The organism is Albidovulum inexpectatum (assembly GCF_002927635.1).
Taxonomy (GTDB): Bacteria; Pseudomonadota; Alphaproteobacteria; order Rhodobacterales; family Rhodobacteraceae; genus Albidovulum; species Albidovulum inexpectatum.
This window is the reverse complement of sequence record NZ_PRDS01000007.1, coordinates 100331-115893: the sequence shown is the minus strand read 5'-3', so window position 1 is coordinate 115893 and position 15563 is coordinate 100331. Positions and strand designations below refer to the sequence as shown.

16 protein-coding genes and 1 other RNA gene are annotated in these 15563 nt (G+C 64.2%); 6 read left to right on the top strand and 11 right to left on the bottom strand.

The annotated features are described in order from the left end of the window. Positions 1 to 359: 359 nt before the first annotated feature. The 5 genes from LV82_RS11655 to purC form a co-directional block, all read right to left on the bottom strand. The gene (locus tag LV82_RS11655) at positions 360 to 1691 is read right to left on the bottom strand and encodes a sigma-54-dependent transcriptional regulator (protein WP_104071864.1); all 1332 of its coding nucleotides are present in this window, start codon (positions 1689 to 1691) and stop codon (positions 360 to 362) included. Between the two features lie 10 nt (positions 1692 to 1701). Continuing rightward, on the bottom strand, positions 1702 to 3393 hold the full coding sequence (locus LV82_RS11650; protein WP_245873156.1) for a sensor histidine kinase: 1692 nt from the start codon (positions 3391 to 3393) through the stop codon (positions 1702 to 1704). 168 nt (positions 3394 to 3561) lie between these two features. Next, complete coding sequence (purQ, locus tag LV82_RS11645; protein ID WP_104071860.1) at positions 3562 to 4230, bottom strand: phosphoribosylformylglycinamidine synthase subunit PurQ; 669 nt, start codon at positions 4228 to 4230, stop codon at positions 3562 to 3564. A gap of 104 nt (positions 4231 to 4334) precedes the next feature. Further along, entirely contained in the window at positions 4335 to 4574 is a 240-nt protein-coding gene (gene purS, locus LV82_RS11640) for a phosphoribosylformylglycinamidine synthase subunit PurS (RefSeq protein ID WP_104071985.1), read from the bottom strand. A gap of 25 nt (positions 4575 to 4599) precedes the next feature. Next, positions 4600 to 5361, bottom strand: coding sequence for a phosphoribosylaminoimidazolesuccinocarboxamide synthase (purC, locus tag LV82_RS11635; RefSeq protein WP_104071858.1), 762 nt, complete (start codon positions 5359 to 5361; stop codon positions 4600 to 4602). A gap of 175 nt (positions 5362 to 5536) precedes the next feature. Here purC and LV82_RS11630 point away from each other — a divergent pair, with 175 nt between their 5' ends. Both LV82_RS11630 and bmt read left to right on the top strand, forming a co-directional pair. Beyond that, positions 5537 to 5851: a DUF1476 domain-containing protein gene (locus tag LV82_RS11630; protein ID WP_104071856.1), complete on the top strand. Its 315-nt coding sequence runs from the start codon at positions 5537 to 5539 to the stop codon at positions 5849 to 5851. 140 nt (positions 5852 to 5991) lie between these two features. Then, positions 5992 to 7002: a betaine--homocysteine S-methyltransferase gene (gene bmt / locus LV82_RS11625; protein ID WP_104071854.1), complete on the top strand. Its 1011-nt coding sequence runs from the start codon at positions 5992 to 5994 to the stop codon at positions 7000 to 7002. Positions 7003 to 7015: 13 nt separating this feature from the next. Here bmt and LV82_RS11620 read toward each other — a convergent pair whose 3' ends face one another. Next, positions 7016 to 8113 (bottom strand): PA0069 family radical SAM protein, encoded by a 1098-nt coding sequence (locus LV82_RS11620; RefSeq protein WP_104071983.1) that lies wholly within the window; start codon positions 8111 to 8113, stop codon positions 7016 to 7018. A 164-nt stretch (positions 8114 to 8277) separates the two neighbouring features. Between LV82_RS11620 and LV82_RS11615 the strand changes: the two genes are divergently transcribed. Further along, entirely contained in the window at positions 8278 to 8979 is a 702-nt protein-coding gene (locus tag LV82_RS11615; RefSeq protein ID WP_104071852.1) for a corrinoid protein, read from the top strand. A gap of 147 nt (positions 8980 to 9126) precedes the next feature. Here LV82_RS11615 and rpsI read toward each other — a convergent pair whose 3' ends face one another. The 3 genes from rpsI to LV82_RS11600 form a co-directional block, all read right to left on the bottom strand. After that, entirely contained in the window at positions 9127 to 9618 is a 492-nt protein-coding gene (rpsI, locus tag LV82_RS11610; RefSeq protein WP_104071850.1) for a 30S ribosomal protein S9, read from the bottom strand. A 1-nt stretch (position 9619) separates the two neighbouring features. After that, the gene (gene rplM, locus LV82_RS11605; RefSeq protein WP_104071982.1) at positions 9620 to 10084 is read right to left on the bottom strand and encodes a 50S ribosomal protein L13; all 465 of its coding nucleotides are present in this window, start codon (positions 10082 to 10084) and stop codon (positions 9620 to 9622) included. Between the two features lie 463 nt (positions 10085 to 10547). Then, the gene (locus LV82_RS11600; RefSeq protein WP_211289209.1) at positions 10548 to 10991 is read right to left on the bottom strand and encodes a PaaI family thioesterase; all 444 of its coding nucleotides are present in this window, start codon (positions 10989 to 10991) and stop codon (positions 10548 to 10550) included. A gap of 57 nt (positions 10992 to 11048) precedes the next feature. Here LV82_RS11600 and LV82_RS11595 point away from each other — a divergent pair, with 57 nt between their 5' ends. Next, the gene (locus LV82_RS11595; RefSeq protein ID WP_104071848.1) at positions 11049 to 11840 is read left to right on the top strand and encodes an enoyl-CoA hydratase; all 792 of its coding nucleotides are present in this window, start codon (positions 11049 to 11051) and stop codon (positions 11838 to 11840) included. 12 nt (positions 11841 to 11852) lie between these two features. Here LV82_RS11595 and LV82_RS11590 read toward each other — a convergent pair whose 3' ends face one another. Next, complete coding sequence (locus LV82_RS11590) at positions 11853 to 13334, bottom strand: carboxypeptidase M32 (RefSeq protein ID WP_104071846.1); 1482 nt, start codon at positions 13332 to 13334, stop codon at positions 11853 to 11855. Continuing rightward, positions 13331 to 14488, bottom strand: coding sequence for a heme A synthase (gene ctaA / locus LV82_RS11585; RefSeq protein ID WP_104071844.1), 1158 nt, complete (start codon positions 14486 to 14488; stop codon positions 13331 to 13333). The genes LV82_RS11590 and ctaA overlap by 4 nt, the downstream gene beginning before the upstream one ends. A 110-nt stretch (positions 14489 to 14598) precedes the next feature. Here ctaA and ssrA point away from each other — a divergent pair. Then, positions 14599 to 14950: a transfer-messenger RNA gene (ssrA, locus tag LV82_RS11580) on the top strand. A gap of 139 nt (positions 14951 to 15089) precedes the next feature. Continuing rightward, a complete protein-coding gene (locus tag LV82_RS11575; protein ID WP_170063410.1) occupies positions 15090 to 15524 on the top strand; it encodes an ester cyclase in 435 nt (144 codons plus the stop codon). Positions 15525 to 15563 lie beyond the last annotated feature (39 nt).

Sequence of the window (15563 nt, the reverse complement as noted above, 5' to 3'; positions counted from 1 at the left end):
AGACCGTTGGCGCCCGATGGGCAGCCTGACGATCGCTCAGTGGTCCTCTCGCGTCTCATCGCGGTTCGTTCCCAGACGCCTTGCGGCGCCCAACTCTGGCCCCGGCCGAAACGGGCTGCGGGGCGAATGTTTGGCCTTGCGGCCTATCGGCCTGCACAACCCCTGCCGGGACATTCGGGCCCGGCTGTCGGGAAGGCGGCAAATTCGCTGGATCGGACCATCCGCATCCAAAGGCGGACAGTTCCCGATGTTTCGTGACATTAGCGGGTAAGACACGCCAAATACAATCGGAATTTTCATTCCGACGCACGGATCGCCGAAGCATTGCGCCGAAACGCCAGACCCGGAAAAGGCGCGCTTCAGAGGTAGTCCGCCCGCTGCAAGCCGTATTTGGCCATCTTTTCGTTCAATGTGCGGCGTGGCAGGCACAACTCCTCCATCACCGCGGCGATCGACCCCTTGTGGCGGCGCATTGCATTGTCGATCAGCATCTTTTCGAAACTTTCGACATATTCCTTCAGCGGTTTGCCTTCGGTCGTGATCGTCGGGCCGGTTTCCTCGTTGTCGGCCATCAGAAGCGAGGCGATCGACCCCGATCCGCGCCGGTTCTGCAGGACGGCCCGTTCGGCGACGTTGATCAGCTGGCGCACATTGCCCGGCCATGGCGCCTGCAGAAGCTGGGCAGCCTCTCGCGCCGTGATCTGGGGCGCTTCGCAGCCATATTCCTCGGCAAAGGTTTCCGTCATGCGCGTGAACAGGGTCAGGATATCCTCGCCCCGCGCGCGCAGCGGCGGCACGGTGATCTTGAGCGCGGCAAGTCGGAAATACAGGTCGGGGCGCAGCACGTCCTCGACGGTCATGCCCTGCTGATGATTGTTGCAGATGGCAATGATGCGGGTTTCCGGCGGGGTGCCCTGATCGTTGATGAAGGTCAGCAGGCGCGCCTGCAGCGGCTGGCTGAGAGCCTCGATATCCTCCAGCACGATCGTGCCGCCGCGTGCCTCCTCGACCAGGGGAATCTGGCCGCCCTCTTCGATCGGGCCGAAAAGCCGCGCCGCAAGCTGATCTTCGGACCAGGCCGCGCAAGAGATCAGGGCGAAACGCCGCGCGGCACGTGGACCGACGGCATGCAGGGCATGAGCAACAAGCGTCTTGCCTGTCCCCGTTTCGCCATCGATCAGGACGTGGCTGTCGGCCTGGCCCAGATCAAGAATATCCTCGCGCAGCCGCTGCATCGCGGGCGATGCCCCGATCAGCTTCTTCATGATCGTCGAGCCGTCCGACAATTCCTTGCGCAGGGCGCGGTTGTCCAGCGTCATGCGCCGCGCCTGCCCCGCCTTCTTGACCAGCGCGGTCATGCGGTCGGGGTTGAAGGGCTTTTCCAGGAAGTCATAGGCGCCGACACGCATCGCCTCGACCGCCATGGGAACGTCGCCATGGCCCGTGATCATGATGACCGGCAGGCCCGAATCGATGCTCATCAGCTTTTTCAGGAAGGCCATGCCGTCCATGCCGGGCATCTTGATGTCGCTGACGACGACTCCGGGCCAGTCGGGACCGATTTCCTTCAACGCCTCTTCGGCGCTGGCAAAGGTCTGCGCGTCGAAGCCGGACAGCGCAAGCCACTGGCCAATCGACTGACGCATGTCCTGTTCGTCGTCGACCACCGCCACCTTCATTGCGCGTGCCATGAAACCCTCTTCATTCGGCTGCCTGTGTCTTGTCCTTCAATATGGGAAGCTGCACCTCGAATACAGCCCCCCCGTCCGGCGCATTGCGCGCCGTCAGTCTGCCGCCCAGATCGCGCACGATCCCCGACGAAATGGCCAGCCCCAGACCGACCCCCTCTCCGGGCTTCTTGGTCGTGTAGAAGGGTTCGAACAGGCGATCCAGTTCGGCAATGCCCGGGCCATTGTCGCGCACGGCCAGCGTGACGGTTTCCCCCGCGGTCAGGATGATCTCGATCTCGGGGTCGGGAACATCGCGGGTGGCGTCCACGGCATTGCGCAGCAGGTTGATGATGACCTGTTCAAGCCGCACGCGATCGGCCATGACCATGACCGGATCGCGCGCGATCACCCGATTGATGCGGACGGACCGGTTTCGCAAGGTCGGCTCCATCATCGACAGGGCCGAGGAAATGCACTCGCGCATGTCCACGGGCTCGAACGCCTCGCCACCCTTGCGGGCATAGCTTTTCAGCTGGCGCGTGATCGCCCCCATCCGTTCGATCAGATCGTCGATGCGCTGGAACGAGGCCAGCGCCTCTTCGGTGCGCTGACGCTGCAGCAACAGCCGTGCCCCGGCCAGGTAGGTCTTCATCGCGGCCAGAGGCTGGTTCAGCTCATGGCTGATGGCGGCGGACATTTCGCCCAGGGCGGCCAGCTTGGAGGATTGCGCAAGCGTCTGCTCGGCGACCTCCAGATCCTTTCGCACCTTTTCGCGTTCCGCGATTACCTGCTGCAAGCGCGCATTCAGGCGCCGCAATTCCGCCGATTCCCTGCGCGCATCGATGAATTGCCGGCGGGTGCGAAGGGTCGAGAGATAAAAGCCCAGGGCCATCAGGACGGCAAATCCCATGACCTCGAGCGCAAGCACCGCATTCACGCGCTCGCGCACGGAATCATAGGTCGTGAAGCTGACCAGACGCCAGCCGCGGAAGGGGATCCGGGCCTCGTTGCGCATCACGGCCTCGCCCCGAACATAGGCATCAGGCGGCGTCTTGGCCCAGTCCGCCGTCACCTGCACGGCCCGTTCGATTGCCGTCATGGGGGGGCGGACCGCAAGCGCCTGGTCCAGGGGAAGACCGCGCCAGCGCGGCTCGGTCGACAGCAGGACACGGTTTTCGCTGTTGACGACGGCGACGGCGTCCGAGATGCCGGCCCAGACCCGTTCGAACTTTGTCAGATCCACCCCCACGACGATCACGCCCAGGATGCGCCCGTCCGAGACAACGGCCCGCGCATAGGTGAAGTCGTATCCGCCCGATTGCCGTTCGGCCACCGTGAACACGGTATCGGAGGCGCGCAGCGCGCTGACGAAATAGGGTTCATTGCCATGGTTCGATCCGATCCGGGTCCGGTCGGTTGCCGCCACCGCGCGTCCGCTGGACTCCAGAAGCAGGATCCACGCCGCGCCGATTTCCTGCTGTGCCGCGATCAGCTTTTGCGAGGTCAGCTCGAACTGGCCGGAACTCAGCGCCGAGGCAAGCGCCGGATCGCGGGCGAGCAACAAGGGCACCACGGATGTACGCTGCAACTCGGACAGGACATGGCCGGTATAAAGCGCAAGCCGGATCTGCGCGCGATTGCGCGTGGATTCGACAAGCCGCTCGGACAGATAGGAATTGGTCATCCAGACGACCGCGATCGCCAGGATCGCAAAGGCCGCCATGTAAAGCCGGGCAAGACCGCGCCTGCCCTGGTCCGTCTCGCCAGAGGACCCAGCGCCCGTGCGCGTGGCCCCGGACCCGGTCCGGTCGTCAAGATGTGTTTCGCGGCTCATTGCGCAATTCTAGGCAGCAGCGCAGCCGGCCTCAAGCGCGGGCGGAAAGGCGACCCGTCAGCCAAGCGCCATCATGCCGATCAGCGAGCGGAAAAGCACCGATCCATCCGTGCCGCCATGGACCGGTTCGCACATGCGTTCCGGATGCGGCATCATGCCCAGAACCCGCCGGTTTTCCGACAGCACACCGGCGATATCGGCCACCGAACCGTTCGGATTGTCGACATAGGTAAAAGCGATGCGGTCCTGATCCCGCAGGAGTTTCAGGCCGTCTTCGTCGATATTGTAGTTTCCGTCGTGATGCGCGATCGGGATGCGGATCACCTGGCCGCGGCCATATCCCGAGGTGAAGGCCGAGTCCGTCGTCTCGACCCGCAGCTCGACCGTCTTGCAGACATAGGTCAGGCCGACATTGCGCAACAGCGCGCCGGGCAGCAGGCCGGTTTCCGTCAGGATCTGAAAGCCGTTGCAGATACCGAGGACATAGCCGCCCTTGTGCGCAAAATCCCGCACGGCGCGGGCGATCGGAGACTGGGCCGCGATCGCGCCACAGCGCAGGTAGTCTCCGAAGGAAAAGCCCCCGGGCACGCCGACGACATCGGTGCCCTGCGGCAGCTCGGTATCCTTGTGCCAGACCCGCACGACCTGGGCACCGGCCTTCTCGAAGGCCACGGCAAGGTCCCGGTCACAGTTCGAACCCGGAAAGGTGATGATCGCGGCCTTCATGGGCGCCCCCGAAATGTCCGTCTCAACGCGCCTGTCGCGCCTCGCCGCCTGCAATCACTCAAGGACCCCGCCCCGGCCGACGGCCACACCCGGGCAGGTCTGCATCACAGGATCTCGATATCGTATTTCTCGATCACCGTGTTGGCCAGAAGCTTCTCGCACATGGCCTTGACCTCGTCGCGCGCCTGATCGGGGCCGTCGGCGTCGAGTTCCAGTTCAATCACCTTGCCCTGCCGCACCGACTGGACACCGGAGAAGCCCAGCGTCCCCAGGGCATGGCGCACGGCCTCGCCCTGTGGGTCCAGGACCCCGTCCTTCAGCATGACATGCACGCGGGCCTTGATCCTGGCGGTCATCGTGGCGCCCCCTTCAGTTGATCAGCGTCGGTTTGTTCACATGCGTCGCCTGCGTCGGCAAGACGCCCAGACGACGCGCGACCTCGGTATAGGCCTCGGTCAGGTTGCCCAGGTCGTTGCGGAACACGTCCTTGTCGAGCTTCTGACCCGTGCGGATGTCCCACAGACGGCAGGAATCGGGGCTGATTTCGTCGGCCACGATCAGGCGCATGAAGTCGCCATCCCAGATCCGGCCAATCTCGATCTTGAAATCGACCAGCTTGATTCCGACCGCATAGAACACACCCGACAGGAAGTCGTTCACGCGAAGCGCCAGCGACACGATGTCGTCGAGGTCCTGCTGGCTGGCCCAGCCGAAAGCCAGAATGTATTCCTCGGACACCATGGGATCGCCAAGCGCATCGTTCTTGTAGCTGTATTCGACGACCGGCCGCGGCAGCGGCGTCCCTTCGTCCAGCCCAAGCCGCTTGGCGATCGACCCGGCCGCGAAGTTGCGCACGATCACTTCCAGCGGGATGATCTCGCACTGGCGGATCAGCTGTTCGCGCATGTTGATCCGGCGGATGAAATGGTTGGGGATGCCGATATTCGTCAGGCCCGTCATGAAGAATTCCGACAGGCGGTTGTTCAGCACACCCTTGCCTTCGATCGTGGCCTTTTTCTGCGCGTTGAACGCGGTCGCATCATCCTTGAAATACTGGATCAGCGTGCCGGGTTCGGGGCCTTCGTAAAGGATCTTGGCCTTGCCTTCGTAGATCTTCTTGCGACGTGCCATGCAAGCTCCGTTGGTCGGGCGCGGCCTCGGGCGCCGCCCCTGCTCGAGCGACGCTATAGGCCAAACCCCGCAGCGCCGCAAGCCGCGCATGCGGCACGAAACGCGCCGCTCGGGGCTTGCGCGACAGGCATCCGGCGGGCATATCAGGGGCAACAGACACCACAAGGGGCCAGTCATGACCACTTTCGACGACCGCGAACGCGCATTCGAATCCAAGTTCGCCCATGACGAAGAGCTGCGATTCCGCGCCATCGCGCGGCGCAACAAGCTTCTGGGCCTTTGGGCGGCCGGAATTCTGGGCAAGACCGGCGACGAGGCCGAGGAATATGCCAAGACCGTGGTGATGGCCGATCTCGAGGAAGCCGGCGACGAAGACGTCTATCGCAAGGTCGCGGGCGATCTTGGCGACAAGGTCGACGAGACAACCATCCGTACCAGGATGGTCGAGCTTCTCGAAGAGGCCAAGAAGCAGATCATGAACGAGACCTGAGGCCGTCACAGCCGCCGCGGCATGAACGCGCCTCATGATCTTCATGATCATGTTCCATTTGCCTGAAACACTGCACCCGTGGCAAATGCGCGCCACGGGTGTATCGATTCAATCACCACGATTTTCTGAAAGGCCACAGGATGACCGACCCGCTTTCCCGCCTGCTTGAGACACGCGACTGGCTGCTGGCCGATGGCGCGACCGGAACCAACCTGTTCAACATGGGGCTGACGGCGGGAGACGCCCCGGAATTGTGGAACACCGACAAGCCCGACAATATCCGCAAGCTGTACCGCTCGGCGGTCGAGGCCGGATCGGACATCTTCCTGACCAACACCTTCGGCGCCAATGCCAGCCGTCTGAAACTGCACGATGCGCAGGCACGGACGCGTGAGCTGAACCGCGTCGGCGCCGAGCTTGCGCGCGAAGTTGCGGATGCCGCGGGCCGCGACGTGATCGTGGCGGGATCGATCGGGCCGACCGGCGAGATCATGGCCCCGATGGGGACCCTGACCCACGAGATCGCCGTCGAGATCTTCCACGAACAGGCCGAGGGCCTGAAGGAAGGCGGCGTGGACGTGCTCTGGGTCGAAACCATCAGCGCGGCCGAGGAATACGCCGCCGCGGCCGAGGCCTGTGCCCGTGCCGGAATGCCCTGGTGCGGCACGATGAGCTTCGACACGGCGGGACGCACGATGATGGGCGTGACCGCGGCGCAGATGGTATCGCTGGTCGATCGCCTGTCCCACCCGCCCGTGGCCTTTGGCGCCAATTGCGGCGTCGGCGCGTCGGACCTGCTGCGCACGGTGCTGGGCTTTGTGACGGCCGGGGCCGAACGGCCGATCATCGCCAAGGGCAATGCGGGGATACCGAAATACCACGACGGGCACATCCACTATGACGGGACGCCCGAACTGATGGCCGAATATGCGGTGCTGGCCCGCGATGCTGGCGCCAGGATCATCGGCGGGTGCTGTGGCACCACGCCCGACCATCTGGCCGCGATGCGCAAGGCGCTGGAAGAACGCCCGCGGGGCGAACGGCCAACGCTGGAACTGATCGCCGAGAAGATGGGCGGCTATTCGTCTGCCTCGGACGGCAGCGGCGAAGCCGGACCGGCGCGCGAGCGGCGCGGGCGGCGGCGCGGCTGAGGTCCGGCGGGGATCACTCGAACAGCGACAGCTGGTCGCCCTTGCGCGGCGGCCGACGGAACCGCGAGCAATCGAGCGCCGGCAGATCGCCATCCAGCCCCAGCCGCCGGACAGCGATACGAAACCGATGGGACAGAAGATCGGCATGCACCCCCTGCCCCCGCATCCTGTGGCCGAAACGCGGATCGTAGTCCTGGCCGCCATGCATCTGCCGCAGTCGGTCCATCACCTTGCGCGCGCGCAGGGGCTCGGCGCGTTCAAGCCAGTCGGAAAACAGGTCAGCCACTTCGTGCGGAAGGCGCAGCAGGATCCAGCTTGCGGCGCGCGCGCCAGCCTCGGCGGCGGATTTCAGGATGGTTTCCATCTCGTGATCGGTCAGGCCCGGGATCACCGGGGCGACCATGACGCGCACCGGGATGCCCGCCTGTGCAAGCGTGCGGACGATCGCAAGCCTGCGCGCGGGCGTGGGCGCGCGCGGCTCCATTCGGCGGGCAAGCGCGGCATCCAGTGTCGTCACGGACAGACCGACATGCACCAGCCCCCGGCCGGCCATGTCCGAAAGGATGTCCAGATCGCGTTCGATCAACGTGCCGCGGGTGACGATGCTGACCGGGTGGTTCCAGTCGGACAGGACCTGAAGGATGCCACGCATGACGCGGTGGTGATGTTCGATCGGCTGATAAGGGTCGGTATTCGTACCGATCGCCACGGGCGCCACGCGATAGCCCCGACGGCCCAGCTCCCGCTCGAGAATCTTGGGCGCATCCGGCCGGGCGATCAGCTTCGTCTCGAAATCCAGCCCGGGCGACATCCCCAGATAGGAATGACCCGGCCGGGCGAAGCAATAGACACAGCCATGTTCGCACCCCCGATATGGGTTGATCGTGCGATCGAACCCCAGATCGGGCGAGGAAACGCGATTGAGGATCGTTCTTGGCCTTTCGATCCTTACCTCGGTGCGCAGCAGGCGCTGATCCTCGGGCACGGGGGCGCAATCGGACCACGCATCGGGATCGATCTCGCGCCGCAGGGTTTCGAACCGGCCATCGGGATTGGCCGTGGCGCCCCGCGCGCGCAAGCGGACAGACGGATCGGGTGGCGGAAGCTTCATCGCGAAAACATAGAACACAACAAGAACACAACGCAAGATACCGGCGACAGGCGGCAATGCCGCAGCTGCAGCGGTCGCCAAAGATGCGACGCATGTCGCTATTTGCCAAGTGATCTGCCACCATTGGCCCCATACGGGGCTCAAGAACCGCCAGGAGACACGCAATGGCCGACGAAGAAGAAATCATCCTCTCTGAACTGAGCGACGAGGAACTCATCCTGCAGATGCATGACGACCTCTATGACGGCTTGAAGGAGGAAATCGAGGAAGGCGTCAACATCCTGCTGGAACGTGGGTGGGAGCCCTATCGCATCCTGACCGAAGCCCTGGTGGCAGGAATGAAGATCGTCGGCGACGACTTCCGCGACGGCATCCTCTTCGTCCCCGAGGTGCTGATGTCGGCCAATGCGATGAAGGCAGGCATGGCGATCCTGAAGCCCCTGCTGGCCGAGACCGGAGCGCCGAAGGTCGGCAAGATGGTCATCGGAACGGTCAAGGGCGACATCCACGACATCGGCAAGAACCTGGTCGCCATGATGATGGAAGGCGCGGGCTTCGAGGTCGTCGACATCGGCATCAACAACCCGGTCGAGAACTATATCGAAGCGCTGGAGCGCGAAAAGGCCGATATCCTTGGCATGTCCGCGCTGCTGACCACGACGATGCCCTACATGAAGGTCGTGATCGACACGTTGAAGGAAAAGGGCATGCGCGACGACTATATCATCCTGGTTGGTGGTGCGCCGCTGAACGAGGAATTCGGCCGGGCGATCGGCGCCGATGCCTATTGCCGTGACGCCGCCGTGGCCGTTCAGACGGCCAAGGACTTCATTGCGCGCAAGCACAACAAGATGCAGGCAGGCTGATCTCTGCCACGGCGGAAACAGAAGGCCCCGCGCCCTTCGTGCGGGGCCTTCTTCTTTCTGCCATCCGGCGCGGTCCGGCCCGTTGTCCGAAACAAGAAAGGGGCGCGGCCTTGGCCGCGCCCGCGATCGTTCCGCAATCCGACCGGATCAGCGCTTCGAGAACTGGAAGCTGCGGCGCGCCTTGCGCTTGCCGTATTTCTTCCGTTCCACGACGCGGCTGTCGCGGGTCAGGAAACCGGCGGCCTTCAGCGCCGGACGCAGAGCGGGATCGTACAGCTGCAGCGCCTTCGAGATGCCGTGCTTGACCGCACCGGCCTGGCCCGACAGCCCGCCGCCCTTGACGGTGGCCATGACGTCGAACTGGCCCTCGACATTGGCAACCTGGAAGGGCTGGCGCAGGATCATCTGCAGAACGGGGCGCGCGAAGTACTGCGACATTTCCTTGCCGTTCACGATGACCTTACCCGAGCCGGGCTTGATCCAGACCCGTGCAACCGCATCCTTGCGCTTGCCGGTGGCATAGGAACGGCCCAGCTCGTCACGGACGGGCTCACGCGGCTCTTCGGTCGCGGTGGTGGCGGCGGCTTCACCGGAGACGACCGACTTCAGATCGTCAAGGGTCTTGATTTCTTCGGCCATCTTACGCGCTCCGGGTGTTCTTCGGGTTCATCGACTTGACGTCGAGCACTTCGGGCTTCTGCGCTTCATGCGGATGCTCGGAGCCGGCATAGACGCGCAGGTTGCGCATCTGCTGGCGACCCAGCTTGTTGCGGCTGATCATGCGCTCGACGGCCTTGATCACGACACGCTCGGGGTGCTTGCTGTCGAGGATCTGTTCGGCGGTGCGGAACTTGATGCCGCCGGGATAGCCCGTGTGCCAGTAATACCGCTTGTCCGAGCGCTTGTTGCCCGTCATCTGCACCTTGTCGGCGTTGATGACGATCACGTTGTCGCCCATGTCCATATGCGGGGTGAAGGTCGGCTTGTGCTTGCCACGCAGCCGGGTGGCGATGATCGAGGCGAGACGGCCCAGAACGACGCCTTCCGCGTCGATCAGGATCCACTTCTTCTCGATATCCGCCGGTTTTGCGGTGTAGGTCTTCATTGTCAGCCCTTCGAGTTCGGGATCTGTGAATGGCGGCTTGCGCCGCGCGTATTCCGATGCGGGCTTATCCGCGAATTCGTGCGTCACGTCAAGATCCCGTCATTCCAGATTTCAACGTATATTCAATCGCTTGCAATTTGGGTATCATTTTACCCCACATTTCCCGACCCGCTGCAAGACAATCGGTGACAGACCGCACGGACTTGTGCTTGACTTGAGTCGTCAGACCGAAACGGAGACAAGGCGTGAGTCACGGACATGGCCAGAAAGGCGCGCCGACCAGGCGGCGCTGTCATCGCTGTCACGGATCAGGGCGTGCGCCCTGCCGCATCTGCGCCGGCAAGGGGGAAGTCATGGTGGGCACCGATGGCCAGGGGCGACCGCGCTTCGGGCGCTGCACCGGCTGCATGGGTCTGAAGCACACGCGCTGTTCCCATTGCGGCGGTGAGGGCTTCGTCGCCATCTAGCCCCGGTCGCGCCGCGGCGGTATGGAATAGGTCAGGTTGGCGCGCGCGACAGGTGCCGCCATGCCATCGGACCGGACCAGCACGTCGCCCACGGCCAGATTTCGGCCAAGCTTCAACAGGCGCACCTCGGCCAACAGGTCCCGTTCCGCTTCGGGTTTGCGCAGAAAGTCGATCGCGGCATTCGTTGTCACCGCCAAAGCGACCGGCCCGATCCGCGACAGCACCGCCAGGTAGACCCCAAGATCGGCCAAGGCGAACATGCTGGGCCCCGACACCGTACCGCCGGGGCGCAAGTGCCGTTCGGCAACCCTGAGGCGCAGATCCACGCCTTGCGGCGTCAGTCGCTCGATCGTGAAATCCCCGGCGACCTGGGGGAATTCCCGGGTCAGGAACTCGGCCAGTTCCTGCTCGGACATCTTCGGTGCGATCAGATCGTCCATCTTTCCTCCCTTTGCCCATCGGCCTAGACTTGGCCCGGAAACGGGAGGAGATACAAGATGAGCGAAGCGATCCTGCTGCGCGAGGATCAGGGGCCGATCGCCGTTCTGACCCTGAACTCTCCGGGCAATCTGAACGCGCTGTCCGACGCCATGCTGGCCGCGCTGCGCGATGTACTGAACGTGCTGGCCGACAGCCGGGACATACGCGTCGTGATCCTGCGCGGCGCGGGCAAGGCCTTCTGCGCGGGTCATGACCTGAAGGAGATGCAGGCCGGCCGCGCGGCACCGGACGGGGGGCGGGCCTATTTCGCGGATCTATTCGCACGCTGCGCTGAGGTCATGCAGATGATTCCCGCCCTGCCCCAACCCGTCATCGCGCAGGTGCATGGAATAGCCACTGCCGCGGGCTGCCAGCTGGTTGCCAGCTGCGACATGGCCGTCGCGGCCGAAGGAACGCGCTTTGGCGTCAACGGCGTCAATATCGGCCTGTTCTGCTCGACACCCATGGTCGCGCTTACCCGGAACGTGCCGCGCAAGATCGCGTTCGAGATGCTGACGACCGGCCAATTCGTGGACGCCCGCCGGGCCGCCGAGATCGGCCTGGTCAATCGCGTGGTGCCAGCCGAATCGCTGCAGGACGAAACCCTGGCGCTTGCGCGGCAGGTAGCGTCGAAGCTGACCGCGGCCGTGCGGATCGGCAAGCGCACATTCTACGAACAGGCCCAGATGTCGCTTGCAGACGCCTATGACCACGCCGCCCGCGTCATGGTCGAGAACATGCTGTGGCGTGACACCAATGAAGGCATCGACGCCTTCCTGAACAAGCGCAGGCCCGACTGGGCCGAATGATCGGCCTTCAGCCTAGAGATCGTAGAGCGCGCCGAACTTGTCCTCCAGATAGTCCAGGAGCGGCGATTCGTCGGGATCGAAGCCGCAGACCTGACGGATGAGCCGTGCGGGCGGATACAGGCCGCCATGGCGCTGCACCTTCTCGGCCAGCCATGCGGTGGCGACATGGGCCTCGCCCCTGCCCAGGGCTGCGTCAAGCTCCGGAATGTCGGCGCGCAAGGCGCGATGAAGACATCCGGCATAGACATTGCCCAGCGCATAGGTCGGGAAATAGCCGAACAACCCGACCGACCAATGGACGTCCTGAAGAACGCCATCCGACGGCTTTTCGACCGCCTGCCCGAAATCGGCAAGGAAGCGGGCATTCCACGCCTCCTCGAGATCGGCCGGGTCCAGCCGCCCCGCGATCAGGTCGCGTTCGAGATCGAAGCGCATCATGATATGCAGGTTGTACTGAACCTCGTCGGACTCGGTCCGGATGAAGCCCGGGCGAACCGCATTCACCACGGCATGGAACCTGTCCGCATTGTCCACGCCGAAATCGCCGAAGGCCGCCCGCATCTGGCCATGAAGCCAGCCCGTGAAGGGAGCGCTGCGCGCCAGCTGGTTCTCGTAGATGCGGCTCTGGCTTTCGTGAACGCCCATCGAGACCCCGGCGCCCAGCGGTGTCAGCAGGAAATCCTGCCGGATCGCCTGTTCATAGGCCGCATGGCCGACCTCGTGAATCGTCGAATAGAAGCAGTTGAACGGATCAGATTCGTCCACCCGGGTCGTGATGCGCACGTCATTGCCCGACCCGGACGAGAACGGATGCACGGCAAGATCCAGCCGCCCGCGGTCCCAGTCATAGCCAAAGGCCCCGGCCAGCGTCCGCGCCATCCGCAGCTGCGTCTCGCGCGGGAAATGTCCCGTCAGAACGTCCGGCGCGGGCCGCGAAAGAATCCGTTCGCGCAGGGCCACAAGGCGCGGGCGCATGCGGTCGAACATGGCACCGATCGTGGCTGCCGTCGCTTCGGGCTCATAGTCGTCCAGCAAGGCGTCATATGGATCGCCCGCCCCGAAACCGGCCTGCGCGAGCGCCTGTCCTTTCTGACGAATGAGATCGATCACCCGCGTCAGGATCGGCAGGAAATGACCGACATCTTCCGTGGCCCGCGCCTCGGCCCAGATTCCCTGCGCGCGACTGGTCGCGCGCGCAATCTCGGCCGCCAGCTCGGCGGGAACGGCGGCGTTGCGATGATAGCTGCGCGCGATCAGCTCAAGGGCGCGGGCGCCGATCTCGTCGGGTGCCTCGGCGTGCGAGAGCCATTCCGCGATCCGCGGGTCCGTGCGCCGCGCATGCAGGACCGATTCAATGGCGGCCAGTTCCTCGGCCCGCTGTTCGGCGGCCCCGCGCGGCATCACGGTTTCCTGGTCCCAGCCAAGGCGCCCCGCGATCTGGGCAAGCGCCTCGGTCTGGCGCTGGTAGGCCATCAGTTCATCGAATGCCGTCATGCCGCACCTCCGCGAATGGCCGATCCGAAGGGATAGGTGGCGCGGTGCCGGGCGCGCAGGATGGCAACCCAGACCGCAACCGCACCAAGCTGGTGGATCAGGCCCAGCGACAGCGGGGCGGCATGCACAACCGTCACAATTCCAAGGATCACCTGCACGACGACCAGTACAGCCGCAAGGGCAAAGGCCCCGCGCGTCGCCGCATGGGGCGAACGCCGGGTCCGGAACCATGCAAACACCGCAAGGAAAAACAGGGCATAGCCCACCATGCGATGAACGAATTGCACCAGGCCCGGATTCTCGAAAAAGGCCAGCACCGCCGGCCCCCCTTCGGGCAGATAGAAGGCATCGGCGGGGAAGAAGCTGTCACCCATCAGCGGCCAGGTCGGGAAGGCCCGCCCGGCATCGATCCCCGCGACCAGCGCGCCAAGCAGGATTTGCACGAAGGCCAGGTGCATCAGCCCTGTGCCCAGCGCGACCGCGCGACGATCGCGCGAGCGGCGGGCCTGCAGCAGCTCAGGCTCGCTGCGGGCCAGATCCATCATGTACCACGCGATCAGACCAAGAATGACGAAGGCAATGCCAAGATGCGTGGCCAGCCGATACGAGGCCACATCGACCATCCGCCCACTGAGCCCGGACGACACCATCCACCAGCCGATCGCCCCCTGCAGCCCGCCCAGCGCGCCAAGGCCAAGCAGCCTGCCCGTCCATCCCGCGGGGATCTTCCGGGTCAGCCAGAGCCCGGCAATACCGACTGCCCAGACAAGCCCGATGAAGCGACCAAGCTGGCGATGGCCCCATTCCCACCAATAGATGAACTTGAAATCCTCGACCGTCATGTGCCGGTTCTGCAGCTGGTATTCCGGGATGCGCTGATACTTCTCGAACTCGGCCTGCCAGTCCGCCTCGTTCATCGGGGGCAGCGCGCCGGTCACGGGGCGCCATTCGGTGATGGACAGACCGCTATCCGTCAGCCGGGTCAGCCCGCCGACGGCGATCATCGCGACAACCAGTGCGAACAGGATGCCCAGCCAGATGCTGACGGCGCGACGCGAGCCCGTTCGGCCGGAATCGATAAGCCCTCCCTTCGGCGCGGCCTCGCGGCGGGCATTGTCCAAGACGTCTTCGAAGATCTTGCGATTGGCAGCCATCCGCCCCTCCGTCACTGTCGCGCGCGAACCTAGTTTCCGGCGCTTCCCTTAGCAAGGGCACCGGATGCGGCAAGAGGACGCCGCGCCATCGGCACGTAAGCCGGCCCAACCCACTTGCACGGATCGATTGCGGTTCCTATATTCCGCTTGTCCGGCGCAAGTCGGACTATGGGCATAAACGCGCTCGTAATAAGCGGATCGGACCCGGGGGCGGTACCCGGCGGCTCCACCAGATACCCTCGTTGGGGACCATGGGGCCGAAACAGGATCGACGAACGTGTAAAGGAGTGGCTTTGCCCCGGTGAGGTACCACCGTTATCGGTCCAAGACGCACAATTGCCAACGACAATCGTGCTCCGGTCGCTCTGGCTGCGTAAGCAGCTCGACAGACCGAAACATAAGTCCCTGCGCCTAGCCGCGTAGGGCGGGGTTCGCAGGCACCTGGCAACAGAAGCCTGCACCTTCACAAAGGCCCGGGCTTGCCCCGGGCCTTTGTGCTTTCGACCCACCCGGAAAAAGCCCGAAGCAAGGCCCCGGGATTCATTTTTCGTCAACCGTGCCGCACTAGCTTGGCCCCAAGATGCAATCCGGGATTGAAACGATGCCGACAAGCGACAAGCTGGAACTTCTGCGGGAATGGTACCGCCGTGTGTGGATCGAGGCGGATCTTGACGCGATAGATGACTATTTCGCGCCCCAGGCGGCCGCGGACGGGCTGATGCCCGATGGCCAGGTCGGGGCCGAGGATTTCCGTGCCCTTGTTCCGGCCTTGCTGGCACTGGTGCGCGACCTGCGGATCGAAGTCGTGAAAAGCGTCGAAAGCGACGATTGGCTGTGGGCCCAGATCGTGGCGACCGGGCGATCCGCGACATCCGACAACCCGATTCGTGCCCATGGACAGGTCATGGTTCGCATCAGCGCAGGCAAGATCGTCGAAGCCTACAACTGCTTCGATTTCATAACATTCTTCGAACAGGCGGGCCTGCTGCCCAAGGACGCATTCCTGCTCTTGTTGTCGAGCGAACGGCTTGGGTGACCGGCTTGCCGCAGGCAGGTTCGACCGGCATCATGTGGG